The following is a 24,056-nucleotide window of genomic DNA, read 5'->3' on the forward strand; positions in this document are numbered from 1 at the left end:
GATAAGTAATGAAAAAACTTCCTGTTCGTTTATGTGTGGGCTGTCAAGAACCTCATAATAAACGTGAAATGATTCGTATAGTTAAAAGTCCAGAAGGTGAATTCAGTGTAGATTTCACAGGTAAGAAATCTGGACGTGGTGCTTATATTTGTAAGAATATTGAATGTCTAAATACAGCAGTGAAACAGCGTCGTTTAGAAAAATCTTTTAAATGTCAGATAGATAATTCAGTATATGAACAGCTAAAAGAGGAATTTGCCAAACTTGATGAACAATAAAGTTAAATTAATAAATATTGTAAGCATTGCATGTCGTGCTGGTAAAGTTATATCTGGAGAATTTGTCATTGAAAAAGCTTTAAGCAGTAAAAATAATATTAAATTGATATTATTGGCAAATGATGTTGCTGATGCGACAAAAGCTAAATATGAAAAAATGGCAAAAAATAGTAAAGTTTTGTTGAGATATACAGAACTTACAAAAGATGAGATGGCAAATTCTATTGGGAAAACTGATAGAGCAGCTATAGCGATTTGTGATGAAGGCTTTAAGAAAGCCATTTTAAAGATATTGGATAATTGAAAACCCTGGGGGTGGCTTAATGTCCAAATATAGAATTTATCAACTAGCTAAAGAGTTTTCTTTAGATAGTAAAAAAATAATTGATATTTTAAATAAAAATAATATTAATGTTAGTAACAACCTAAACTTGGTTGGCGAGAAAGAACGTGAGGTTATAGCTAGTATCGTGAATAATAAAGATAATAATAAACAACAAACAGTAAAAAAAAATAATCAGCAGAATGTAAATCATAAAAATAATAATTCTGCAAATAATAATAACAACAATAATAAAAACAAAAATAATCAGAATAATACACATCAGAACAATAATCGCAATAATACTAGAAATAATGCTAGTACAAATGAACATAAAACAAAAAATACTCCAGTAAATAATACTGCTAATAATAAAAATCGTAACAATAAAAATAATCGTCCACAAAATAACGATAAAAACAACAATCGCAATAACAATAAGAAAAATAATAACAACAATAATAATTTTAATAATAAATTTGCTGGCAATAAAAAGAATAAAGGCAAAAATGCTAAGCCTGTAGTGGAAAATAAACCACAAGAAATCATTCGTCCAAAACATATTAAAGTTGGCGAAACAATTACAGTTAAAGAATTAGCTAGTAAAATGACATACCCTGTAACAGATGTTATCAAAAAATTAATGTTACTTGGTACAATGGCTACAATTAATCAGGAACTTGATTTTGAAACAGCTTCTTTGATTGCAGAAGAATTTGGTATTGCTGTCGAAGAACTTCCACCTGAAGTTGATTTAACAGAAATCCCAGAATTTGAAGATGACCCTAAAAACTTAGCACTTCGTCCTCCTGTTGTAACAGTAATGGGACACGTTGACCATGGTAAAACTTCTTTACTTGATGCTATTCGTAAAACATCTGTAACATCAAATGAAGCAGGTGGCATCACTCAGCATATCGGTGCATATCAAGTTATGTGTAATGGTCAAAAAATTGTATTTTTAGATACACCAGGTCATGAAGCTTTCACAGCTATGCGTGCTCGTGGTGCTCAGGTTACAGATATAGCTGTACTTGTAGTTGCGGCTGATGATGGTGTTATGCCTCAGACTTTAGAAGCTATCAACCATGCTAAGGCAGCAAAAGTGCCAATCGTTGTAGCTATCAATAAAATGGATAAACCAGGTGCAAATCCTGACCATGTAAAACAACAGCTTGCTGAACATGAACTCATTCCAGAAGAATGGGGCGGTACTACAATCATGGTACCTGTTTCCGCGAAGAAAAAAGAAGGTATTAATGACCTTTTAGAAATGATCTTATTAGTAGCAGAAGTACAAGAACTCAAAGCTAATGCTAATCGCGAAGCTCGTGGTGTAGTAATTGAAGCACGTCTTGATAAAGGTCGTGGCCCTGTAGCTTCTGTACTTGTACAAAATGGTACACTTCATATCGGTGATTTTATTATTGCAGGTACTGCTTGTGGTAAAGTTCGTGCAATGATCAATGACCGTGGTGAAAAAGTTAAAAAAGCTGGTCCTTCTATGCCAGTAGAAATTTTAGGTCTTGCTGATGTTCCAGAAGCTGGGGACGAACTTGCAGCATTAGATGAAAAACTTGCTAAAACTATTGCTGAAAAACGTATTGAAAAACAGCGTAATGAACTTATGCGTTCTAAGAAAGTTTCTTTAGATGACTTATTCAATCAGATTAACGAAGGCGATATCAAAGAATTAAATATCTTGATTAAAGCTGACGTTCAAGGTTCTGTAGAAGCAGTATCTTCTTCACTTTTAGGTCTTAATAAAAATGAAAGCGAAGTTCGTGTAAGTATCGTTCACTCTGGCGTTGGTGCTGTAACTGAATCTGACGTAATGCTCGCTTCTGCAGCAAATGCTTTAATTATTGCATTTAACGTACGTCCAGATGCAAATGCACGTAAATTAGCTGATACTGAAAAAATTGATATTCATACTTATCGCGTAATTTATGAAGCTATCGATGATATTCAGGCAGCTATGAAAGGTATGCTTGCACCTAAATATAAAGAAGTAATTCAAGGTAAAGTAGAAATTCGTCAAGTTATGAAATTCTCCAAAGCTTTAGTTGCTGGTTCTTATGTACTTGAAGGTAAAGTATGTAATAACTCTAAAATCCGTATTATTCGTGATAATATTGTATTATACGAAGGTCAGATTGAATCTTTACGTCGTTTCAAAGATGATGTAAAAGAAGTAGCAACTGGTTATGAATGCGGTATTACTATTGATAATTATCGTGACTTTAAAGAAGGCGATATCCTTGAAGTATATGATATGGAAGAAATTCCACAGAAATAAGGAGTATATTAATGGGAAGCGTTCGTATAGAAAAAGTACAAGAATTGATTAAACAAGAAGCTAGTGAAATCATCATGAGAGAATTGAAAGACCCTCGTATCGGTTTTGTAACTATTACAGAAGTTGATGTATCTAGTGATTTACACAATGCTAAATTATATGTAAGTATTTTAGGCAGTGATAAACAAATCGAAGATACATGGAAGGGCTTAAATTCTTCCTTAGGTTTCATTCGCAGAGAATTAGCGCATCGTATTCGTTTAAAATTTATTCCAGAAATTAAATTTTTCATGGATACTTCACTTCAATATAGTGCACATATTCAAGAATTATTGATAAAAGTGCAAAAAGATGAGGAGCAAAAATAATGGAAGTAACACTAAAACAAGCTGGTGAATTAATTGAAAAAGCTAATAAAATAGTGTTATCTTCTCATGTAAATCCTGATGGTGATAATGTTGGTTCAACTTTAGGGCTATATCATGCCCTAAAGGGAACTAATAAAGATATAAAAATTTTATTAGATGATGATTTACCAGATAATCTCGGTATGATGGAAGGTTTAGATTTATATCAAAAACCTCAAGATGGTGAGATTATAGAGTGTGATTTACTTGTGATTTTAGATGTTGATGTTGACCGTATCGGCAGAGTAAAAGATGTAGTAAAAGCACCTATTTTGAATTTAGACCATCATATATCTAATACAAAAGTATCTGATTATTGCTATGTTGATGCTAAAGCGGCAGCTACAGCTCAAATTGTCTATAGTTTAATAAAAGAAATGAATTGGCAATTTAATTTAGAAGCAGCTACATGTATTTATACAGGTCTTTGTTCTGATACAGGATTTTTCTGTTATAGCAATACAACACCTTATACATTAAAAGCTGCTGCGGAATTATTAGAAATTGGTGTAAAACCAGATAAAATTTCTGAAATATTTTACCAACGTTCTTTTTCTAGTGTAAAGGCAGCTGGAAGAGCTATAGATACTATTGAGTTGTATCATGATGGCAAAATTGCTTTGATGATTATTGATAAGGCTTTAAAAGAGTCTGCTGATAATACAGAGGGCTTTGTTAATTTTGCTAGAAATATTCGTGGTGTAGATGTAGCTGTGATGATTAAATATGCTGATGATGAAGTAACTAGAGTAAGTATGCGTTCAAAATCAGTAAATGTCAGTGAGATTGCTCAATCTATTGGCGGTGGCGGTCATATTCGTGCAGCGGGTGCGACTGTATATAAAAATCTTATGGAAGCAAAAGATATCGTACTTAATGCTATTATCAAAGGAATGAATAAAGAAAATGCCTAATGGATTTGTAAATGTTTTGAAGGCACCAGGAATAACTTCACATGATATTGTATCTCATTTACGTAAAGTTTATGGATTGAAAAAAATTGGTCATGCTGGGACTTTAGACCCTGCTGCTGCTGGAGTTTTGCCAGTGGCACTTGGAAAAGCTACAAGAATGCTTGAGTATATGGACGATGTAGATAAGTCCTATAAAGTAGAAGTAACTTTTGGTCTGAGCACTGATACTGGTGATGATACAGGAAAAATCATTGAAACGATGGAAAATTATACTATGCCTACAGATGAAAAAGTAAAAGAGGCATTAGAAACATTTCGTGGTGAAATAAAACAAAAACCACCAATGTATTCAGCTATTAGAATTAATGGTGAAAAAGCGTATAATTTGGCTCGTAAAAATATAGAAGTAGAAATGCCAGAAAGAGATGTTGTCATTCATGATATTAAATTTCAAGAGATGACACAAAATGGTTTTATTTTTGAAGTAGTTTGTTCTAAAGGTACTTATATTCGCAGTTTATGTATGGATATTGGTAAATATTTAGGAATACCTACAGTGATGAGTTTCTTAATTCGCACTCATGTGGGAGCATTTAAATTAGAAGATGCATTTACTACAGAAGAAATAGGCTTATTACCACATATAGCGCTATTATCAATAGATTTTCCGATAAAGCATTTACCAAAATATGTTATTTCTGATGAAGAAGCAGTAATGATTAAACAAGGTAAACAAATTGCTGTTAAAGAAGATGAAGAAATAACAGAAAAATTTATTCGTTTATATAAAGATAAAGAGTTTGCTGGTATAGGTCGTTATGTATTTAGCGAACATAAGATAGCACCACATAAGGTAGTATTATAAAATGAGAAATATAAGAGTATGAATGATAAGAAATTCATACTCTTTTTTCATAAAGATGATATTTATTATATGATATAATTTGATATAGATAATAAAATATAAGGAGAATTATTTTGCAAGAAAGATTACAAAAATTTTTAGCTCGTACAGGAATTGCTTCTCGTCGTGGAGCAGAAAAATTAATTACAGATGGTAAAATTCGCGTCAATGGGGTAGTTGTTACTGAATTAGGTACGAAAGTTGACCCAGTGAAAGATAAAGTTTCTTATAATGGAAAAATGCTTAAAGTAGAAGCAAAAAAAGTTTATTATATTCTTAATAAACCAAAAGGGTATATCTCTAGTGTAAAAGATGAAAAAGGTAGAAAAACAGTTGTAGATATTTTATCTGATGTAGAGGAAAGAATTTTCCCTATTGGTCGTTTGGATTATAATACAGAAGGTTTATTATTACTCACAAATGATGGCGAATTTATGAATAAATTATTGCATCCTAAGTATGAAATTGGCAAAACTTATGTGGCAAGAATAGACGGCATTATTAATATGGAAGATTTGGATAAATTAGCAAATGGTGTGAAATTGGAAGATGGCAAGACTGCACCTGCTGATGTATATTTAGATTCCATAAATAAAACTTTGAAAGAATCTCGTGTGGAAATCACTATTTATGAAGGTAAAAATCGTCAAGTTCGTCGTATGTTCAAGGCTTTAGGATATGAAGTTAAAGCTTTAAAACGCATAGCTTTTGCAGGTCTTACTTTGAGTAAATTAAAACGTGGAGAATATAGAAAATTAACTGAAACTGAATTATTGCGTTTGCGTAAAAAAATAGGAGATAAATAATGCGTAAAGTTATTGTTGTTGGCGGTGGTGCTGCTGGACTCATGGCGGCTGTCAGTGCTGCACAAAATGGTGCAGAAGTGATGTTATTGGAAAAAAATAATCGCTTGGGTAAAAAATTATTAATCACTGGTAAAGGTCGTTGTAATGTAACAAATACAGCACCATTGCAAGAGTTTGTAAAAAATATTCCTGGTAATGGTAGATTTTTATATAGTGTATTTAGCAAATTTTTTAATTGGGATATCAGAAGCTTTTTTGAAGAATTAGATGTGCCATTAAAAGAAGAACGCGGTGGACGAATTTTCCCTGTAAGTGATAAAGCAATTGATATTGTAAATGCTTTTGAAAAGATATTGCATAGATTGGCTGTACAGATAAAGTTAAATGAAAGTGTAAAATTTTTAAAAGTAGATAATAATAAAGTAACAGGTGTAATCACTGAAGAAGATAAATTATATGAAGCTGATGCTGTTATTTTAGCTACAGGTGGCTCATCTTTCCCTGGAACAGGCTCAACAGGCGATGGTTATCGCATGGCAAAACAGATTGGGCATACTATTGAAGATTTATTTCCAGCACTTGTACCTTTAGAATGTGAAGAAGATTGGGTAAAAGATTTCCAAGGTTTATCACTTCGCAATGTAAATTTAAAGGTATTAGTTGATGGTGATGTAAAAAAAGAAATGTTTGGCGAAATGTTATTCACTCATTTTGGTGTAAGTGGGCCAATTATTTTGACTTTAAGTCGTGATATTGCTAAATGGTTAAGAGAAGGGAAATTGGTAGAATTATCTTTAAATCTTAAACCTGCTTTGACAAAAGAACAGCTTGATAAACGAATTTGTAGAGATTTTGAAAAATATAGTAGAAAACAAATAAAAAATGCTTTAGGCGATTTATTGCCAAGCAAAATGATTAGTACAGTGATTGATTTAGCTTTTATTGATGAAAATAAATTTGTAAATCAAATAAGCAAGGCTGAACGCGAAAGATTAGTTGACTTATTGCAAGATATGGTGATGACTGTTACAAAGACAAGACCACTTAGCGAAGCTATTGTAACAGCTGGCGGTATTTCTACAAAAGAGATAAATCCTAAAACTATGGAGTCAAAACTAATTAAAGATTTATACTGTGTTGGCGAAGTAGTAGATGTGGACGCTTTTACAGGCGGATATAATTTGCAAGCAGCTTTTTCTATGGGCTTTGTTGCTGGTGAAGCTAGTAGTTTAGAGTAATATTTTTTAGTAAATAGTTTTTTTGAAAAAAATTTCATGCTATACTATAAATTAGATAGGATTTATTTAATTTTATAGTAAGGTGGGATTGAAGCTCGATGAAAATATCAACTAAAGGTAGATATGCATTGCGATTGATGTTAGATATCGCATTAAATGATGCAAAAACACCGGTTCGAATAAAGGATATTGCTGAACGACAGCAGATTTCAGATAAGTATCTGGAACAAATAGTATCTAGTTTAAATAAGGCAGGATTTGTAAAAAGCTTGCGTGGACCGCAGGGCGGATATCGACTGACTAAAAAACCAGAAGAATATACAGTAGGCATGATTTTACGTTTGATAGAGGGAAGTTTAGCCCCAGTAGCTTGCCTTGATGATGATATCAATAATTGTACACGTGCAGATAGATGTCCAACATTAATTCTTTGGGAAAAATTATATGATGCTATAAGTGAAGTTGTGGATAATATTACTTTGGCGGATTTAATTAGTTGGCAAAAAAATATGAAGTAGAGGAAAAAGATTAATTAATATGCCTACTAAGGTAAATTAATTAATCTTTTTTTGTAATTAATTTTGTTGTGGAGAATAAGGAGGGTATCTTAATGTATGATGAATATATAGAAAAACAATTGGTAGAAATCAGTAAATGGGAACAGCAAAAACCCAGCGTAGTCAATACTGGCATGAATAAGATTTTTTCACCTATGAGTAAATTTACGAGAAAAGTAATTCCAGAGGTGGTAGTAGAAAAGGCAATATATCATGCCCATGATATTGGTCAAAAATTAGCAAGTAAAAATGATATTTTGAAAAATGCTGGTGTAGATACTATCGAAGAATTGCGTCATAAAGATTTGGCACTATCTGATAAGTTAGCTAGTAATGTGCATAAATGGGCGATAGGTTTTGCTGGTTCTGAAGGGTTTGCTACAGGGCTTGGCGGTACAGCAACAATGGTAGCTGATGTGGGGGCTGTTATAGTTTTAGCTTTTAGAACTATTCATAAAATTGCTATGTGTTATGGGTATGAAGTGAAATCAGCTGAAGATAAAGAATTTGTGTTGAATATTTTGTCTGTATCAGGTGCTAATGATATGAAAGAGAAAAAGGAAGCATTATTGGCATTGAAATCAGATTTTTTACAAAAGAAAATAATTGAAGAAGTTTTAATGAGCAATTTAGTCAAAAAAGTCGCTAAACAATTAGGTATTAATTTGACTAAACGTAAGTTGATGCAGATAATGCCGATTATAGGAGCAGGCATAGGTGCAGCAGTTAATGCTTCATATATAAATGATATCGCATGGACAGCTCGTCGTTCGTATCAATTAAAATGGCTTGCTGATAATGAATATATAGATGCTAATAATTTGAATAATATTTAAGGAGTTTTAATTTAATGAAACAGATGAAAGTTGGTATTGTAGGAACAGGTTTAATCGCTTCTTTGATGGCAAAAACTTTGAATGGATTAAATGATGAAAATATAAAAAATTATGCAGTAGCTTCAAGAACTTTGATTAAGGCAAAAACATTTGCAGATGAATATAAAATAGAAAAAGCTTATAGTTCTTATATGGAATTAATTCAAGATAAAGATATTGATTTAGTCTATATTGCCGTACCACATAATGAGCATTATCGCATAGCTAAATTATGTATAGAAAATAAAAAGAATGTTTTGTGTGAAAAACCTTTTACTGTAAATGCAGAAGAAACAAAGGATTTATTAGCTTTAGCTAAAGAAAATAATGTACTTATCACAGAAGCAATTTGGACAAGATATATGCCTTCACGAAAATTAATAAATGATGTTATTGCTTCTGGCATTATAGGGCAAGTACATTCAATTCAGGCAAATTTAGGTTATCCGCTTAAAGATGTGAAACGTATGATTTCTCCAGAACTTGCTGGCGGTGCTTTGCTTGATGTAGGTGTATATACCGTTAATTTTGCTTTGATGGTATTTGGCAATGATATAAAAGATATTTTTGCAAAAGCTGTGATGTCAGATAAAGGTGTAGATTTGACAGATAGTATAACAATCACTTGGAATGATGGGAAAATGGCAGTTCTTCATGCTTCTATAATGACACCAACAGATAGATGTGGTTTTATTTATGGAGAAAAAGGTTATATTTGTGTAACTAATATCAATAATCCTGAAGCAATAAAAATTTATGATGTAGAACATAATTTAATCAAAGAAGTAGAAATACCAAAACAAGTAACAGGATATGAATATGAAGTTTTAGCTTGTGCTAAAGCGATTGATAAAAATGAATTAGAATGTGAAGCAATGCCACATAAAGAAACTATTTTCGTCATGGAAATATTAGATAAAATACGCAATCAATGGAATATGAAATATCCTTTTGAAAAATAAATAAGTAGAAAAAGAAAACGCCTTATGATTAAGGCGTTTTTACATTGATAAATAATTTTAATGATAATTTAATCAAACTAGGTGAGTAAGTTTATTGAGCTTAAGATAGATAATTTGTATAATAGAGTTTAGATAGGGTATAGATTTAAGAGGTGAAAATATGATGGATAAAATTATAGATTGTCATATGCATTTTTCAGCTAAAGGGATATTTAATAAAACAGCTGAAAATATTGGTTTAAAATGTACCTTAGAAGAAGTACAAAATGAATTTAAGAAAAATAATATAGTTTTAGGTATTGGTATGGGTGTGGATATTTGCGAAGAAAATAATCTTAGTAATCCACAGATAATATATCATGGAAAAGAAAAATTTCCGCCTTTTTTAGCACAATGTTTAGGTATTAATGCATTGGCTATTAATAAGGAAAATCTTAAAGATACATTAGATAGTTTTAAGCAAAAATTAGAAGAAAATTCAACAGTTGGATTAAAGATTTATACAGGATATCAACCATATTTAGCTACAGATAAGAAATATAGAGATTTTTATAAATTAGCACAGAAATATTATGTACCAGTGGTTTTTCATATGGGCGATACAGCAAATTCAATGGGAAAATTAAAATATTCACAGCCTTTAATCATAGATGAAGTGGCTGTTGATTTCCCTAAGGTGAAATTTGTAATTGCTCATTGCGGAACTCCATGGGTGGCTGATGCAGTAGAAGTAGTAGCTAAAAATAAAAATGTATATATGGATTTGTCAGGTTTGATGGAAGGCAAATTTAAAGCTAAAAAACAGATAAAAGAATTTAAACCATATTTAAATATATTTAGAACATGGTTTAATTATTTACATGATTATCAAAAATTGATGTATGGCTCTGATTGGCCTTTAGTGGATATGAAAGAGTATATTAAAGTAATACAATCAATAATACCTAAAAAGGCTTATGATGATGTATTTTATCATAATGCTTTAAAGGTTTTTGATAGATTACCAGAATATTTAAAGAAACAGGAGAAAAAAATTTATGATTAAATTAAAGCTTCTAATAAAATCAATGTTTTTAGTTTGTGTATTGATGTTATCTATGGTAGGAGTATCTAGTGCAAGTGTATCCGTAACATCTGATAGCAAGTATTTTGATATTTCCTCAGGTTGTTTTGTACTTGAAGGAAATGTCTTAGTAAAGACTGATACAAGAACTATAGGAGCAGATAAAGCTCGTGTCAATTTAGTAACTAAAGAAGTATGGGCAAATGGCAATGTATATGTAGAAGAACCTCAAGAAGAAATAAAATTTAAAGGTGGCAGTGTCTATGCTTCTGATGAATTAAAAACAGCAATTATAAAAGGCGATGCTATTTTAGAAAGACCAGATATAACTATTCAAGCAGAAAAATGTTCTTTCAATTGGCGAACTAAAATAGCAGAATTTAGTGGATTAGTAGAAGTACATCAAGATGGCAAAACAAATGTATATGATGTAATTCAATATGATGTAATTAATAATAAAATTATTGATGCAAAATAATAAAAAATATATTTGATAAAAATAAAAGGCACTTATTAGTGCCTTTTTTGTTAATTTAAATGTTCTTGATGATAAATTTCTAAATCCATGATAGCATCATAAACCATTTCACGAGTGATTTTGTATGGTACATGGACAATATCATTTGTGGTCATTACTTTATCTAATACAATATCGAGTTCTTCTTTAGTACTGATTTCAATATCTTTTAGACAAGTTGGTAATTTAGCTTGGCGGTTAAATGCATAAACTTTTTCAAATTCAGTTTGTTGTTTATCTAAAAGTAACATTACAAGTACGCCATAACTTACAAGTTCGCCGTGAAGATGTTTTTCTCCTTGAGGAAGCATAGTGCAACCATAATATATAGAGTGAGCAAGACAACTATTGTAATCATTTATAACAAGTACTGAAACAAGACCTGTACTTACGATTATAGTTAATACTACTTGTTCTAAAGCTTCACTTACTTGATGATTTTTAGCAGAAGTCAAAGCTTCAAGACCGTATTGCAATAAAGTATCAGAACAATTTTTGCTGATTTGTACACCTAAAGCATTTGTATGGCTCATTTCATCATTACGAGAGGAAAAGCCAGTTTCATATTGTTTGGATAAAGCATCACCGATACCAGCCCAGATATATTCATAAGGAGCTTCAGTGATTATTTTTGTATTAATAAAGCTATGTAGAGGGCTTTTTTGAGGGAAATATAATTCTTTGAAGCCATGAGTTTCATCATCATAAATTACGCAAACAGCTGTTACAGGAGAGCAGTTAGAAGCTATTGTTGGGAAAGAAAAAACAGGCTTATTTTCCATATCGCAAAGAGTTTTGCAAGTATCAATAGCACGACCACCGCCTACAGCAAAAACCATATCTGCTTTTTGAAATTGAGGATTTTGGGCAAGTTTTTTTATATTAGCATAAGTAGAGTCGCCACCGTACCAGATAAAATCGATTATTTCAATATTAGAATTATGTACTCCAGCTAAAAGAGCATCTTTAGCTTTAGAAATTGCTGTTTTACCACCGATAACTACAGCTGTTTTGCCATAAGCACCACAAACTTTTGGAATTTGATTGTAAACATCACTGCCTACACTATATGAAGGTAAAAATACTGTATTCATAAATAAAACCACCTTATAATTAAATAATATATTTAATATTATTATTTAAAACTTTTTGTATTTGCAAAGTAATTAATAGTTTATAACTAAAAAATAAAATTGTCAAGTTGTAAACTATATAATTAAAAAAATAAGTATGATATAATAATATAAAAAATTATATTAGGCGGTGATTTTATGGGTAAGGATAAAGGTTTGGAAAAATTTTTAAAAGAAGCAGAAGTTTTATTTGATGGCAATACATATAAGTTGAATATAGAAGAAAAAAATCAGATACAAGAAGCACTAGAAATGGCTTTTTGGGACGCAAAAGAAAGAAATAAACGAAAGAAAAAATAAATTATGCGAAAAAATATAAAATTAAGAGTGAAAAATTTAGTTAATAAATATCAAACAGCAGATCCATTTGCATTGGCAAAGGAATTAGATGTAAATATTTTATATGTGCCACTTCCTGAAAAGATACGTGGAATATTGGTGCGTGTTTTGCGAAAAAAGACTATTTTATTGAATGATAAATTGAATTATGAAGCTCAAAAAATTGTAATTTGTCATGAACTTGGTCATGTGCGTATGCATTGGCATGCAGGTTATTTTTTTCAACATGAAGGAATATATTATTCTCCTGCTCGTTATGAATGTGAAGCAAATGAGTTTGCTATTCATTTATTGAATTATTCTAGTGATTTTATTTATGATAAAGATTATATATTAGAAGTATTGGCTAAGGAAAATCCCAATCCATATGAAGTGCATAAAATCATCAATGCTTTGATGCAAATTGAAAGTATTTAAAAATACCAGCTAAAATGATAGCTGGTATTTTATTTATCAGATGATTATTAAATAGATTTTCCTAAATCTTCAGCTTGTTTTAATTGCTCTGGTTTATTTAAAATATCGCCAATATTCATATTTCCTCCAGCATAGACAATGCCTAGATTTTTCCAACCTAAATGAGATATTAATCCTTCATAAAAAGCTTTAACTGGTGCAAAATTATCAGAGGTATTTCCTTCTGAAGCCATAAGTAAAATACATTCTTTTTGTGGATTTTCATAATTTGGATTTAATTCGGCTATAACGAATAAACGATCAAAAGCACATTTTAGTTGACCTGTGATGCCCCAATAATACATAGGAGAAGCTAAGACTATGATGTCTGCTGTCTTGTATACAGGATAGATTTGCGACATATCATCTTTTTGTACACAAGGAGCGAGCGTCTTCGTTTTTACTTCCATTACAACAACCAAGACAGCCATGAATATTCATTTTTTGTAAATCAAAGCAAGTAACTTCATGACCTACAGTTTCTGCTCCTTTAGTAAAATATTTGATGAGTTCTTTTGTATTGCCATTTATTCTGGGACTTCCATTTAAAATACAGATTTTTTTATGCATAAATTTACACCTCCAATGTTTATATTTATAATTATATCAGTGTAGATTATTTGCTTGAAGTACGCACATTTTTGTTAGATACTAACCAAAAGGAGAGTTTTGATGTTTAAAAATTATATTGAAAATGCCAATTTTGAAGATACAGGTTTTAGTTATACTTTATCATTAATACGAGGCAAGTATAAAATGGTTATTTTATACTGTTTAATGGAATTTAATATTGTCAGATACAATGAATTAAAAAGATATATAAAGACTATCTCACATAAAACACTTGCAGTATCTTTGAAAGAATTGGAAAAAGATAGCTTGATAATACGAAAGGAATATCCACAAATATCACCTAAAGTAGAGTATAGTTTATCAGATAGGGGAAAATCGCTCATGGAAATTTTAGATAGATTATGTGTATGGGGAGAGATACATAAAAATGATATGAAATAAAAAAGTCTAGTGAATTTACTAGACTTTTAGGTGGAAAATTATTTTTCTGCATAATATTTTTTATATATAGAAGGTGAAATAGAAAATTCTTTCTTAAAAGTACGCGAAAAGGCTAATTGGTCGTCAAATCCTAATGAGGAAGCAATAATGGAAATAGAAAGCTCGGTAGTTATTAAAAGGCTACGGGCTTTTTTTATTTTAGTTGCATTATATATTGTTTTGGTGATAAATGAAATTTTTCGTGGAATATGCGAGTTAGATAATTAGGATGAATGCCAAATTTTTTAGCGATATCCTTTAGAATTAATTTTTCTGCATAGTTGACATCAAAATAAAATTTTAAATCATTAGCAAGAGATTTAGTTTGCATTTGACTTTCAGATAGATTAATATCCTCAAATAGTTGTGCGAGAATGAGAAATAAGAGGCTATTGGCTTTTATATAATGAATGACATTATTTTCTTGAAGATTAATAATTTCATCAATTAGTGTTTTATATTTTGTTATATCTAAATTGTGAATGATGTAAATATCATTAGTTTTTTTCATCATTTGATAGATATAGTTTTGAGAATTAATCCCTAAAAAACTAATCCATGTATAGCACCAGGGATTAGTAGCTGAAGCTTTGTAATAAGAAATTTTTCCCGAGGGAATAAAAAAAGCATCTCCTTGTTTTGATGTGCACCCAAAATATTGGACATATTAATTAGGCTACTAATTGAAACTTAATTCTGTATTCTACAGGACTAAGTCCTTTTAGTTTTATCTTTATCCGTTTTGTATTATAATATTTTATATAAGATTTTAACTCTTTTATAAAATCTTCAACGGATTTGAATTTTTTTAAATAGAATAATTCGCTTTTTAGTAAACCAAAGAAATTTTCTATTACGGCATTATCTAAGCAATTGCCTTTTCGGCTCATGCTTTGGATAATGCCTTTTTCTTTTAATAATTTTTGATATTTTTTATTCTGATACTGCCATCCTTGGTCTGAGTGTAGAATTATCCCTTTTGTTTTTTTTATCTTTCTTGTTGCATCTTCTACCATATCTAATACTTGCTTTAGTATTGGTCTTTTCGATATTTTATAACTTATTATTTCTCCGTTATATAAATCTATTATTGGTGATAAGTATATTTTTTCATTACATAATGCAAATTCTGTTACATCTGTTGCCCATTTTTCGTTTGGTTTTTCTGCTTTGAAATTTCTATTTAATATATTTTTAGCTATTTTTCCTTCTTGCCCTCTATACGATTTGTATTTCTTTGCTCTTACTTTGCATGTTAAATTTTCTTCTTTCATCAATCTCATAACTACTTTATGATTGATTTTTATCCCTTGTTTATGCAGCTGCATAGTTACTCTTCTATATCCATATCTTCCATGATTTTTATTACAAATATTATGAATTAATGTTTTTAATCCTTTATATTTATCTTCTCTAGATAATTTTTTTAATGCATCATAATATGTGCTTTTAGCTAATTTTGTATAGTTTAATAGGGCTTTTAGAGTATATTTTTTCCTTAATTTAGCAATTACTAAAACTAGTGTCTTCCTTCCTTTTCCCATTGCTTCATTAAGGCATGCCACTTTTTTAATAGGTCATTTTCCATCCTTAATTGATAAACTTCTTGTTCCAATTTTTCAACATAAGAAAGTTCTTTTTTAGGTTTGTTAACTTTGTATTTAGATTTTTTCATAGATGGTCTACCTCGTTTCTTAGCAAGTAAGCCAGAAAAGCCATAAGAATGATACAACTTTTCCCATGTAGAAATTGTACCAGTATTAGGAATGGAAAATTTGGCTGCTGTTTGATTTAATGATAAATGATGTAGCCATTTATATTCAATAACTTTTTGTTTAAATATCCATCTGCAAAGAGGAGCTATATCTGGCATGTTTAGAATTTTAGCTACATGAGAAATAGAATTTCCTTTTAAAACCATTTTAATTGCTTTAACTTTAAATTCATTTGAGTATTTAGTCATAAAAAAACTGCACCTCCAAAAGTTGTTTTGTGTCCAACTTTTGGGGTGCAGTTCATTATTTAAGTTAAAGAATAATATTAATTTTATTTAGCAAGTAGCGCCACCAACTAAATGTTTTTGTGCTTTTAAGTTTTCTTGCTTACGAGATAAGAGGTCATCTGCTAATAATTGTGCTTCTACATTAGCAAAACCTAATCTATCAATTGTATCGGAGAAACGTTCGCCAGTGATACCTTGTTCACGGAATAAAAGAATAGCTTTTTCGACAATGGCTAAAACTTCTTCTTTAGATGTGAAGATTTTGGATAATGGTTGACCTTCTTTTACGCGTTTGCCCCAACGACCGCCGATATAAACGCGATAGCCATCTGTATAAGTATCAAAGCAATGGAATGGGCATTTATTTACGCAAAGACCACAATGATTGCAATGTTTTTCATCAATAGTTATTTTTTTATCTACGACATTTAATGTTTTCATTGGGCATCTATTCATTGGTTGGCAAATTTTACAACCATGACATTTTGCATAATCAATTTGAGGAACGCGTTGACCGATGATACCAATATCATTTAGATTTGGTTTTACACAGTTATTAGGACAGCCCCCAACTGCGATTTTGAATTTATGAGGAAGTTTTACATCTCTATATCCTTTATAGAAACGTTGATGAATTTCTTCAGATAAAGCAAATGTATCAATTAAGCCATATTGGCAAGTAGTACCTTTGCAAGAAACTACAGGGCGAACTTTTGAGCCTGTACCACCTGTTTCAAGTCCTGCATTTTGCATTAGATATTCACGCAATGGTTCAATATTATCATATGGAACGCCTTGAATTTCCACAGTTAATCGAGATGTCATTGTTATTTCGCCACTGCCAAATTTATCTGCTGCTTCAGCTATAACTTTGCTTTCTTGAGCTGTAATTTTACCATTTCTAGTGATTACACGACCATTGAATTTATCTTCTGTATTTTTATCTTGAAGGAAACCTAGAGCTTTTACAGCTTTTATTTCTTCAGGTGTTAATTTAGATGTAGTTTTTACTTTTACATCATTGAAGAAAAGACCACCTTCAAGGGAAAGTGTATTTGTATAACCTAAATGTCTTAAGCGATTTTGTAAGAAATATGCACGTTTACCTTTAGCACATACTAAAAGAAGTTTTTCGTCTTTGCTGATACCTTCTATAGGTGCATTTACTTTTGCCAAATCTACATATTTAGCACCACGAATACTAGGAGCTAAACCAGCATCAATTACACGATAATCTTTTGCTTTGCCAGCTAGATATTCAGCAGGAGTGATACTGATTAATTTATTGCTTAATTTATTTTGCATAATATGAATTGTTTGTACAAATGGATGAATAGCTGTGGAGAATGGAGGAGCATAACAGAAATCCATGCATTCGCATTGTTTAATAGTAGCATCTAAGGAAATAGCTGTTACAGCGATATCCACCATTTTGTCTACAGCACCGCTTCCAAGTGCTTGGAAACCTAAGATTTTATGTGTGGATTTATCTACGATTAATTTGGTGATGAAAGAGCTTGCATCTGGATAATAATGAGCTTTATCATCAACGACTGCCATTACAGTTTCTACATCGTAACCAGCATCACGAGCAACTTTTTCACTAAGACCTGTTCTTGCACAGTTTAGTTCTGGAAGTTTTACAATACCTGTGCCTAATACGCCAGGATAATTTTTAGGTGTATTATTTAAAATTTGAGCTAAGAGTCTGCCTTCTAAGTTGGCACTAGAACCCATTGGAGACCATTGAGCAGAATGTGTCATTCTGTTGGAAACCATAGCACAATCGCCAATAGCGTAGATATCAGGTAAATTTGTTTGTAATTGTTCATTTACAAGAATAGTTCCTTTGAACATTTCCATACCTGTATCATTTAAAAAGGCAGTATTTGGTCTAATTCCAACAGATAAGATTACTAAATCTGCACTTAATTCACCAGCGGAGGTTTTGAGTGCAGAAACTTTATCATCACCTAAAACTTCTTGAGCAGCAACGCCAGTTAATACGCGAATACCATGTTTTTGTAAATGTTTTTGTACATAACTAGCAATTTCTGGGTCAATAACATTAGGCATGATTTGCGGAGCAAAATCGATAACTGTTACATCAACTTTTTGAGCTAGAAGATTTTCAGCAACTTCAAGACCGATAAAGCCACCACCAACAATAACAGCTTTTTTTACTTGATTATTAGTAACATAATCTCTTATATTTACAGCGTCATTAGGAAGGCGCAAAGAAAATACACCTTGTTTTTTTACACCTTCAATAGGTGGAGTGATAGGTGAAGCACCAGTAGCAATAATTAATTTATCATAAGCATAAGAAGCTTCTTCATTAGTGATTAAATTTTTAGCAATAACAGTATGATTATTATTATCCACAGTAATAGCTTCTACATTAGTTAAGACGCTTACACCTGTCATAGCAGCATATTTTTGTGGAGTATTAACAATTAGACTAGAGCGGTCTTTGATAAATCCTCCGATATAATATGGCAAACCGCAACCAGCATAAGAAATATCACCATCTTTAGCAATGATTGTGATATCTAAATCACGATTTTCTCGTTTTAATTTTGCAGCAGCTTTCGTTCCGGCTGCAACACCGCCGATAATTAGTATTTTCATAAGCGGATACCTCCAATAGAATATATACAATTTATTCTAAAATGTAGATAGATTAAATTATATTTATTTTAGCACTTATATAAGTAAAAGTATATGAAATTATTTTAAAATTTATAAAATTTTTGTTAAAAGTAGAAGGCATAAATATTATGCCTTTATGGAGAGTAAGCATTTTTATTTGATTTTGGTGATGAATTGTTCAGGTATATAATTTAATAGACGACTAGGTCTACCTGAACTAGAGAGAAATAAAGCGTTTTTGGCACGAGTGATGGCTACATAGAAAAGACGTTTTTCTTCTTCAGTAATAGAGCCATTGCGTGTGCTGAAATATGATGGAAAAATGTCATCATTCATGCCAGCTAAAAATTCATAATCAAATTCTAAGCCTTTGGCTTGATGAATAGTTATAATAGGGATTTTAGGATGAGAAGAAGTAAGAGCATCTAAATCTGTATTAGATAAACTAGCATATTGTAATAATTCTTTGATGCCATTTGTTCCTCGATGTGAGTTGAGCTCTGCTTTGGCTAATCTAAATAAATTGCGAATATTTTCTAAGCGAACAGCTCCATCTTGAGTTGCATTGGCTTTATAGATATTTACTAAATCGAATTCTTTAACGATTTGAGTGATTAGATTTTCTAAAAGTAGATTGTCGTTTAAAATACTATGCAGTTTTTGGAAAATTTGAGCTACATGAATGAATTTATTTTTTTGTTTATTGATTAATTCACTGCGTTTTTTAGCTGTAGGAATAATTTTATCTTCGAGCAATTTGTGCAATAATTCCCCTGTAGCAAAAACATCATCTAGAGAATTATGGTTTGATTTTGTTTCAAATTGAAAATGATTACTCAGAAATTCAAGTTTATGATTAGGCAGATTAGGATAAAAACGACGAACTAAATCTAAGGTATCAAAATTTATATTAGAGAAATCTACAGGTTTTAAGTTATGTTTTAATAGATTTTGATTGAGAATATCCATATCATAACCGCGAATATTATGACCTGTGATGATGGCATCTTGGATAAATTGACAAAATTCTTGAAGAACAAGTTTAGGATTTTCGCCATGAGTTTGTAAATATTCATCAGAAATATGATGTACTTTTTCAGAGTCGCCAACAGGTTTATCTGATTTTAGATAGCGATTGAATTCAGCTATTTTTTTCCCTTTGCGAATTTTGATTGCGGATAATTGAATAATATTGTCTGCAAAAATATCTGTCCCCGTACCTTCAATATCAAAAACTATGATGTCCTTGGATAAATAAGCTGAAATCAAGTCAGAAAAAGGTTCGTAGTTTGGATTTTGGAAGTTTGCATTGATAAAGTCAGATAGACGCAATCCATTTTGAAGATATTCAGCAGAAGATATTTGTTTGATAGTGCGAATACCAATATTAGGGATTAAATTTATTAATATTCGTTGTAGGCTAAGATAATCATTAGGATTAATGAGATATTTCATAATGGATAGAACATCTTTTATTTCTTGACGTTTGAAAAAGCGGATATTATCTATTTGAATGAAATTGATGGGAGCTTCTTGATTTTTTTGATTATAAATATTGGCTAGATAATTTAGATGTAATGTTAAGTTTTGTAGATAATTGTTTTGACGAACTAAAATAGCTATTTGTGTAGGTGTTTTTACTAGAGGTAATAAATTTACGATATTTTGAAAAATCCATTGGGCTTCGTTAGCTAGGGAGTTTGCTTGTTTTAATTCTATTTTATGACCAAGTTCACTGCTTTTTGAAAGTAGATTTTTGGCATAGGAATGAAGGATAGTTTCTTTGCAAAAAAGATTTATCAATGTGTTATATGCCATTTCTAAAAGTAATTTTGTAGAGCGATAATTTTCATTGAAATTAATAATTAAGGGGTTATATTTTTCAGTGAAGGCAGTTAAGATTTTTTGAGGATTAGAGCCACGCCATTCATAAATAGTTTGAAATTCATCACCACAGAGCATGATATTATTAGCAGGAAAGAGATTTTCGAGCATAGTATATTCAAAAGAACTAGTGTCTTGCATTTCATCAATCATGATATATTTGTAGCGTTTTCGCCATGATGAGCATATATTTTCGTCTTGAAATAAACGATAAGCATTGGCGATTAAATCTTTGTAATCTAAACCGTGCATTTGTTGTAAAGCCAATTCATAGTTGATGATTATATTTAAACCATCAAATTGAAAAAATTTCGTTAAATTATCACTTTGTTGTTGATTGAATGTTTTGTTGAACTTCAAATGCTGATGATAAATAGTAGTATAATCGGCTTCAATATCTTCAGTATAGATATGTTTTAAAGCTCGTTCTTGCTTTAATTGCTCAATGCAATTTACGATATATTGAATATCTAAGGCTCTAGCTTTAGGAAAATTGGCGATAGTTTGTCTGATTAGCGTCTTTTGGTCTTCATCATCAAAGATGACAAATTCTTTAAATATTGTTTGTGCTTTTTTGGCGGTAGTGGTAATCACTTGATAAGCAAAGCCATGAATGGTGCGAATGGTGATTTTATTTGCTGTTTCAAAATCTAATTGCGAAGTGATGCGATTTTTTAATTCTCGACAAGCTTTATTAGTGAAAGTTAAGCAGAGAATTTCATCAGCATTGGCACGATTTTTATTTAAAATATTAGCTACACGATAAGAAAGTACATTTGTCTTGCCTGTGCCAGCTCCTGCACTTAAGAGTATATTTTGATTTAATTCATTGATTACTTGTTGTTGTTTTTTATTGAAAGTAATAGACATGATAGACTCCTGATAAATTTATGTATATTTGTAGTTTAACATAAATAAAACCCCTTAGCATAATAATACTAAGAGGTTTTTAATTACATAGTTAAATTTCTATAATATGAAGTGATAAAGATACTAAATCCAATGATACCGGAAATAGAACCTATATACCAATAATATTTTATTTTACTAAGTGTAGTCAATGAAGATAATAAAATACCTATTTGCAAAAAGATTAAAGCATTACCAAAGTTAGTAGAAATCTCTTTTGTCAATAAATGACGTTGTTCTGCTTCTTGAGCTTTAGCTGTTAAAGTGATTTCTTCTTGCTTATATTGAGTAATTTCTTGTTCATAGATAGCTTTTTTAGCTAAAAGTTCAGTTTTTAAAGCATTATCTGTATCTTTGAGTTTGGCAAGTTCAATTTCAATAGTATAAAGTTCAGTTTCTAAAGTTGTTTTCTTAATCGTTTTTGCTTGATAGTTTGACCAGTGGTTAAAAGCTTCATTTTGAGTAGTTACTACCTGGTTGCCTAGACTTGCAGCTTTGAAAGAAGCTAGTGTGCCAACAACGGCTAAAATCAAGGTTGTAATTGCTACTAATAATTTTAAAGTTTTTGACCATGGCTTGTGGATAACTTCTTGTTTATATTCTGTTATAAAGTTATCATCTTCATCATTTAAATTAGTTTGTTGTTTCCTATCGGGGTCCATAAATCATCTCTTTCTTTTGTTTATAAATTTAATACATAGTTAATTATAACTTAAAACGATAAGAAATAGCAATGTTTTTATTTGTTTATAATTTAATTTTAATTTATTCACTTAATAATTTTTTTTCGGCAGGAATAATGATTTCTTCATAACGGTCTACTTTTTTATTTAAGCGCTCAATAACTAAATTCATGGTATCAATTTGTTTCTGGAGACGATCACGTTGTTCTACTAAAATAGCTTTGCGAGCTTCTGCTGTGTTTTCTTGATAAAAGAGGTGAACATAATCAATCAATGCTTCGATTTGAACGCCAGCAGAACGCATACATTTTATGAATTCAATCCAATTACATGATTCTTGGTCAAAATCACGAATACCATTTGGTTTGCGTGGTACAGGTGGAATTAAACCAATACGTTCATAATAACGAATAGTATCGGGGCTGAGATCGTATTTTTGACTTACTTCTTTAATAGTCATATTATCACGTCCTTGTTAAGTTTTATACTTAAGAATATAATAGCATTTGAAGTAAACTCTAAGTCAATAATTTTTACCTTGAAAGGAAGTTTTTTATGTATCAAAAAGAAGAAATTATTAATTTGTGGTTTAAAATGTGGATTTATAAAAAAGATTTAGGAATGGAGAATATTTTTTCACAAAATATAAAATATATAGAGAGCTATGGTGTAAAGTATGAGAATTTATTAGAAGTAAAACGTTGGTTTCATGAATGGAATAAAAAGAATACGGTATTATCATGGGAGATAAAAGATTTTTGGCATAAAGATAATAAAACAATGGTTGTTTGGCATTTTAAGTGTCTTTTTGAAGGTAAAGTTGATGAATTTGAGGGAAATAGTATTATTTATTGGAATGAAAATTTTAAGATAGATTTTTTAAAAGAATTTGCTTGTAAATTACCACAGATAAATCCATATAGGTAAATAATAAAATTTACAGAATTTATTTAGTGGAATAATAAAAGAATTAAGCCCCCGATTGTTGGCATAGCGACAATGGCAAATTTTAAGATTGGTTTTGGTGCTAGATGTGTAAATTTTGAACCAATAAAAGCACCTATCATTAATCCGAATACTGTTTGTAGAAAAATAGTGAAATCTAAATTTCCAGAAGTGAGATAGCCTAGACCACCAGAAGCAGAAATAGGAAGAATAATCAACATACATGTTCCGATGGATTTTAAAAGTGGAACACCGAATATAATTAATAAACTAATTTGAATAAAAGCAGCAGCTCCTATGCCAAAAGCACCAGATAAAAAGCCATTAATACAACCGACTAATATACCATAGATATAAAATTTTTTGCCAGCTAATGATGTAGTTGGAACTTTTAAATATTTATTTAATAAATCATTATGATATACTTTTATATACAAAATTAGAGCTGATAGAATAATCATCAAAGCAGTAAAAATACTTAAAATATTTTCGGGTATGAATGTGGAAAATTTAGCACCAACAAAAGCTCCAATTACACCGCCTAAACCAATGATTAGACCAGTTTTTAGTTCTACTTCATTTTCACGTAAATGGCTTACAACACCAGATATCATAGTAAAAACCATAGAAGATAAGGCAACACCTAATGCTATATGAATAGGAATGTTAAAACCAACTGTAAGTAATGTAATAGTAACACCAGCGCCACCTGCTCCAACAAAACCAATTAATGTACCTAGCAATAACATAGATAAAAATATCATAAAAAATTCACCTCGAATTTTAATTTTTTATTATAGATTTTATTATAAAAAATAATAGTGATAGTGTAAAAGAAAAAGCCTAGTGAATTTTCAC

At 30.6% G+C, this 24,056-nt stretch carries 28 protein-coding genes; 17 read left to right on the forward strand and 11 right to left on the reverse strand.

The window, feature by feature from the left end:
* The first annotated feature begins 8 nt into the window (after positions 1–8).
* From rnpM to GXM21_RS05570, 13 genes are all read left to right on the forward strand, one after another.
* On the forward strand, positions 9–278 hold the full coding sequence (gene rnpM / locus GXM21_RS05510; protein WP_008538078.1) for an RNase P modulator RnpM: 270 nt from the start codon (positions 9–11) through the stop codon (positions 276–278).
* Positions 268–582 carry a L7Ae/L30e/S12e/Gadd45 family ribosomal protein gene (locus GXM21_RS05515; RefSeq protein ID WP_008538077.1) on the forward strand — a complete coding sequence of 105 codons (315 nt, stop codon included), beginning with the start codon at positions 268–270 and terminating at the stop codon, positions 580–582. Before rnpM ends, GXM21_RS05515 begins: the two co-directional genes overlap by 11 nt.
* Before the next feature lie 19 nt (positions 583–601).
* Positions 602–2,899 carry a translation initiation factor IF-2 gene (gene infB / locus GXM21_RS05520; protein WP_008538076.1) on the forward strand — a complete coding sequence of 766 codons (2,298 nt, stop codon included), beginning with the start codon at positions 602–604 and terminating at the stop codon, positions 2,897–2,899.
* Between the two features lie 11 nt (positions 2,900–2,910).
* Positions 2,911–3,267 carry a 30S ribosome-binding factor RbfA gene (gene rbfA / locus GXM21_RS05525; RefSeq protein WP_008538075.1) on the forward strand — a complete coding sequence of 119 codons (357 nt, stop codon included), beginning with the start codon at positions 2,911–2,913 and terminating at the stop codon, positions 3,265–3,267.
* The gene (locus GXM21_RS05530) at positions 3,267–4,220 is read left to right on the forward strand and encodes a DHH family phosphoesterase (RefSeq protein ID WP_008538074.1); all 954 of its coding nucleotides are present in this window, start codon (positions 3,267–3,269) and stop codon (positions 4,218–4,220) included. The genes rbfA and GXM21_RS05530 overlap by 1 nt, the downstream gene beginning before the upstream one ends.
* Positions 4,213–5,085, forward strand: a complete 873-nt coding sequence (gene truB / locus GXM21_RS05535; protein ID WP_008538073.1) for a tRNA pseudouridine(55) synthase TruB — start codon at positions 4,213–4,215, stop codon at positions 5,083–5,085. Before GXM21_RS05530 ends, truB begins: the two co-directional genes overlap by 8 nt.
* A 113-nt stretch (positions 5,086–5,198) precedes the next feature.
* Positions 5,199–5,930 (forward strand): pseudouridine synthase, encoded by a 732-nt coding sequence (locus tag GXM21_RS05540; RefSeq protein WP_008538071.1) that lies wholly within the window; start codon positions 5,199–5,201, stop codon positions 5,928–5,930.
* Positions 5,930–7,168 (forward strand): BaiN/RdsA family NAD(P)/FAD-dependent oxidoreductase, encoded by a 1,239-nt coding sequence (locus tag GXM21_RS05545; protein WP_008538070.1) that lies wholly within the window; start codon positions 5,930–5,932, stop codon positions 7,166–7,168. Before GXM21_RS05540 ends, GXM21_RS05545 begins: the two co-directional genes overlap by 1 nt.
* A 98-nt stretch (positions 7,169–7,266) precedes the next feature.
* On the forward strand, positions 7,267–7,686 hold the full coding sequence (locus GXM21_RS05550; RefSeq protein WP_008538069.1) for an RrF2 family transcriptional regulator: 420 nt from the start codon (positions 7,267–7,269) through the stop codon (positions 7,684–7,686).
* A gap of 92 nt (positions 7,687–7,778) precedes the next feature.
* Entirely contained in the window at positions 7,779–8,561 is a 783-nt protein-coding gene (locus tag GXM21_RS05555) for an EcsC family protein (protein WP_008538068.1), read from the forward strand.
* Positions 8,562–8,575: 14 nt separating this feature from the next.
* Complete coding sequence (locus GXM21_RS05560) at positions 8,576–9,562, forward strand: Gfo/Idh/MocA family protein (RefSeq protein WP_008538067.1); 987 nt, start codon at positions 8,576–8,578, stop codon at positions 9,560–9,562.
* A gap of 160 nt (positions 9,563–9,722) precedes the next feature.
* The gene (locus GXM21_RS05565) at positions 9,723–10,607 is read left to right on the forward strand and encodes an amidohydrolase family protein (RefSeq protein ID WP_039881324.1); all 885 of its coding nucleotides are present in this window, start codon (positions 9,723–9,725) and stop codon (positions 10,605–10,607) included.
* Complete coding sequence (locus GXM21_RS05570) at positions 10,600–11,103, forward strand: LptA/OstA family protein (RefSeq protein ID WP_008538065.1); 504 nt, start codon at positions 10,600–10,602, stop codon at positions 11,101–11,103. The genes GXM21_RS05565 and GXM21_RS05570 overlap by 8 nt, the downstream gene beginning before the upstream one ends.
* A 50-nt stretch (positions 11,104–11,153) precedes the next feature.
* Here the strand turns inward: GXM21_RS05570 and GXM21_RS05575 are convergent, their stop codons facing one another.
* Positions 11,154–12,236 (reverse strand): iron-containing alcohol dehydrogenase family protein, encoded by a 1,083-nt coding sequence (locus GXM21_RS05575; RefSeq protein WP_008538064.1) that lies wholly within the window; start codon positions 12,234–12,236, stop codon positions 11,154–11,156.
* Positions 12,237–12,413: 177 nt separating this feature from the next.
* On the opposite strand from GXM21_RS05575, the gene GXM21_RS05580 reads away from it, so the two are divergent.
* Together GXM21_RS05580 and GXM21_RS05585 are read left to right on the forward strand one after the other, a co-directional pair.
* The gene (locus GXM21_RS05580) at positions 12,414–12,575 is read left to right on the forward strand and encodes a hypothetical protein (RefSeq protein WP_008538063.1); all 162 of its coding nucleotides are present in this window, start codon (positions 12,414–12,416) and stop codon (positions 12,573–12,575) included.
* Positions 12,576–12,578: 3 nt separating this feature from the next.
* The gene (locus GXM21_RS05585; RefSeq protein WP_008538062.1) at positions 12,579–13,031 is read left to right on the forward strand and encodes an ImmA/IrrE family metallo-endopeptidase; all 453 of its coding nucleotides are present in this window, start codon (positions 12,579–12,581) and stop codon (positions 13,029–13,031) included.
* 47 nt (positions 13,032–13,078) lie between these two features.
* Here the strand turns inward: GXM21_RS05585 and GXM21_RS05590 are convergent, their stop codons facing one another.
* Positions 13,079–13,480 carry a flavodoxin family protein gene (locus GXM21_RS05590; protein WP_008538061.1) on the reverse strand — a complete coding sequence of 134 codons (402 nt, stop codon included), beginning with the start codon at positions 13,478–13,480 and terminating at the stop codon, positions 13,079–13,081.
* Positions 13,434–13,640: a flavodoxin family protein gene (locus GXM21_RS13120; protein WP_008538060.1), complete on the reverse strand. Its 207-nt coding sequence runs from the start codon at positions 13,638–13,640 to the stop codon at positions 13,434–13,436. The genes GXM21_RS05590 and GXM21_RS13120 overlap by 47 nt, the downstream gene beginning before the upstream one ends.
* A 102-nt stretch (positions 13,641–13,742) precedes the next feature.
* On the opposite strand from GXM21_RS13120, the gene GXM21_RS05595 reads away from it, so the two are divergent.
* The gene (locus GXM21_RS05595; RefSeq protein WP_008538058.1) at positions 13,743–14,084 is read left to right on the forward strand and encodes a winged helix-turn-helix transcriptional regulator; all 342 of its coding nucleotides are present in this window, start codon (positions 13,743–13,745) and stop codon (positions 14,082–14,084) included.
* 38 nt (positions 14,085–14,122) lie between these two features.
* Here the strand turns inward: GXM21_RS05595 and GXM21_RS13210 are convergent, their stop codons facing one another.
* The 7 genes from GXM21_RS13210 to GXM21_RS05635 form a co-directional block, all read right to left on the reverse strand.
* Positions 14,123–14,332, reverse strand: a complete 210-nt coding sequence (locus tag GXM21_RS13210) for a helix-turn-helix domain-containing protein (protein WP_083826937.1) — start codon at positions 14,330–14,332, stop codon at positions 14,123–14,125.
* A complete protein-coding gene (locus GXM21_RS05605; RefSeq protein WP_008538057.1) occupies positions 14,278–14,637 on the reverse strand; it encodes an AraC family transcriptional regulator in 360 nt (119 codons plus the stop codon). Before GXM21_RS05605 ends, GXM21_RS13210 begins: the two co-directional genes overlap by 55 nt.
* 157 nt (positions 14,638–14,794) lie before the next feature.
* A protein-coding gene (locus tag GXM21_RS05610) for an IS3 family transposase (RefSeq protein WP_370858464.1) occupies positions 14,795–16,086 on the reverse strand; the annotation gives its coding sequence in 2 pieces (ribosomal slippage) (positions 14,795–15,699 and positions 15,699–16,086; 1,293 coding nt in all).
* An 87-nt stretch (positions 16,087–16,173) separates the two neighbouring features.
* Positions 16,174–18,756: an FAD-dependent oxidoreductase gene (locus GXM21_RS05620; RefSeq protein ID WP_008538054.1), complete on the reverse strand. Its 2,583-nt coding sequence runs from the start codon at positions 18,754–18,756 to the stop codon at positions 16,174–16,176.
* Between the two features lie 174 nt (positions 18,757–18,930).
* Positions 18,931–21,531, reverse strand: coding sequence for a 3'-5' exonuclease (locus tag GXM21_RS05625; protein ID WP_008538053.1), 2,601 nt, complete (start codon positions 21,529–21,531; stop codon positions 18,931–18,933).
* A gap of 83 nt (positions 21,532–21,614) precedes the next feature.
* Positions 21,615–22,232: a DUF4337 domain-containing protein gene (locus GXM21_RS05630; protein ID WP_008538052.1), complete on the reverse strand. Its 618-nt coding sequence runs from the start codon at positions 22,230–22,232 to the stop codon at positions 21,615–21,617.
* Positions 22,233–22,335: 103 nt separating this feature from the next.
* Positions 22,336–22,713 (reverse strand): MerR family transcriptional regulator, encoded by a 378-nt coding sequence (locus tag GXM21_RS05635; RefSeq protein ID WP_008538051.1) that lies wholly within the window; start codon positions 22,711–22,713, stop codon positions 22,336–22,338.
* A gap of 95 nt (positions 22,714–22,808) precedes the next feature.
* Here GXM21_RS05635 and GXM21_RS05640 point away from each other — a divergent pair, with 95 nt between their 5' ends.
* Positions 22,809–23,180 (forward strand): hypothetical protein, encoded by a 372-nt coding sequence (locus tag GXM21_RS05640; RefSeq protein ID WP_008538050.1) that lies wholly within the window; start codon positions 22,809–22,811, stop codon positions 23,178–23,180.
* A gap of 23 nt (positions 23,181–23,203) precedes the next feature.
* Here GXM21_RS05640 and GXM21_RS05645 read toward each other — a convergent pair whose 3' ends face one another.
* Positions 23,204–23,962: a sulfite exporter TauE/SafE family protein gene (locus tag GXM21_RS05645; RefSeq protein ID WP_008538049.1), complete on the reverse strand. Its 759-nt coding sequence runs from the start codon at positions 23,960–23,962 to the stop codon at positions 23,204–23,206.
* Positions 23,963–24,056 lie beyond the last annotated feature (94 nt).

Origin of the sequence: Megamonas funiformis (assembly GCF_010669225.1) — a bacterium.
Lineage (GTDB): Bacteria > Bacillota > Negativicutes > Selenomonadales > Selenomonadaceae > Megamonas > Megamonas funiformis.

Bases quoted from the DNA above. Each gene is read 5' to 3' on its own strand.
- rnpM (WP_008538078.1), top strand. From the start codon at position 9: ATGAAAAAACTTCCTGTTCGTTTATGTGTGGGCTGTCAAGAACCTCAT.
- GXM21_RS05515 (WP_008538077.1), top strand. From the start codon at position 268: ATGAACAATAAAGTTAAATTAATAAATATTGTAAGCATTGCATGTCGT.
- infB (WP_008538076.1), top strand. From the start codon at position 602: ATGTCCAAATATAGAATTTATCAACTAGCTAAAGAGTTTTCTTTAGAT.
- rbfA (WP_008538075.1), top strand. From the start codon at position 2,911: ATGGGAAGCGTTCGTATAGAAAAAGTACAAGAATTGATTAAACAAGAA.
- GXM21_RS05530 (WP_008538074.1), top strand. From the start codon at position 3,267: ATGGAAGTAACACTAAAACAAGCTGGTGAATTAATTGAAAAAGCTAAT.
- truB (WP_008538073.1), top strand. From the start codon at position 4,213: ATGCCTAATGGATTTGTAAATGTTTTGAAGGCACCAGGAATAACTTCA.
- GXM21_RS05545 (WP_008538070.1), top strand. From the start codon at position 5,930: ATGCGTAAAGTTATTGTTGTTGGCGGTGGTGCTGCTGGACTCATGGCG.
- GXM21_RS05550 (WP_008538069.1), top strand. From the start codon at position 7,267: ATGAAAATATCAACTAAAGGTAGATATGCATTGCGATTGATGTTAGAT.
- GXM21_RS05555 (WP_008538068.1), top strand. From the start codon at position 7,779: ATGTATGATGAATATATAGAAAAACAATTGGTAGAAATCAGTAAATGG.
- GXM21_RS05560 (WP_008538067.1), top strand. From the start codon at position 8,576: ATGAAACAGATGAAAGTTGGTATTGTAGGAACAGGTTTAATCGCTTCT.
- GXM21_RS05565 (WP_039881324.1), top strand. From the start codon at position 9,723: ATGATGGATAAAATTATAGATTGTCATATGCATTTTTCAGCTAAAGGG.
- GXM21_RS05570 (WP_008538065.1), top strand. From the start codon at position 10,600: ATGATTAAATTAAAGCTTCTAATAAAATCAATGTTTTTAGTTTGTGTA.
- GXM21_RS05575 (WP_008538064.1), bottom strand. From the start codon at position 12,236: ATGAATACAGTATTTTTACCTTCATATAGTGTAGGCAGTGATGTTTAC.
- GXM21_RS05580 (WP_008538063.1), top strand. From the start codon at position 12,414: ATGGGTAAGGATAAAGGTTTGGAAAAATTTTTAAAAGAAGCAGAAGTT.
- GXM21_RS05585 (WP_008538062.1), top strand. From the start codon at position 12,579: ATGCGAAAAAATATAAAATTAAGAGTGAAAAATTTAGTTAATAAATAT.
- GXM21_RS05590 (WP_008538061.1), bottom strand. From the start codon at position 13,480: ATGGAAGTAAAAACGAAGACGCTCGCTCCTTGTGTACAAAAAGATGAT.
- GXM21_RS13120 (WP_008538060.1), bottom strand. From the start codon at position 13,640: ATGCATAAAAAAATCTGTATTTTAAATGGAAGTCCCAGAATAAATGGC.
- GXM21_RS05595 (WP_008538058.1), top strand. From the start codon at position 13,743: ATGTTTAAAAATTATATTGAAAATGCCAATTTTGAAGATACAGGTTTT.
- GXM21_RS05605 (WP_008538057.1), bottom strand. From the start codon at position 14,637: ATGATGAAAAAAACTAATGATATTTACATCATTCACAATTTAGATATA.
- GXM21_RS05620 (WP_008538054.1), bottom strand. From the start codon at position 18,756: ATGAAAATACTAATTATCGGCGGTGTTGCAGCCGGAACGAAAGCTGCT.
- GXM21_RS05625 (WP_008538053.1), bottom strand. From the start codon at position 21,531: ATGTCTATTACTTTCAATAAAAAACAACAACAAGTAATCAATGAATTA.
- GXM21_RS05630 (WP_008538052.1), bottom strand. From the start codon at position 22,232: ATGGACCCCGATAGGAAACAACAAACTAATTTAAATGATGAAGATGAT.
- GXM21_RS05635 (WP_008538051.1), bottom strand. From the start codon at position 22,713: ATGACTATTAAAGAAGTAAGTCAAAAATACGATCTCAGCCCCGATACT.
- GXM21_RS05640 (WP_008538050.1), top strand. From the start codon at position 22,809: ATGTATCAAAAAGAAGAAATTATTAATTTGTGGTTTAAAATGTGGATT.
- GXM21_RS05645 (WP_008538049.1), bottom strand. From the start codon at position 23,962: ATGATATTTTTATCTATGTTATTGCTAGGTACATTAATTGGTTTTGTT.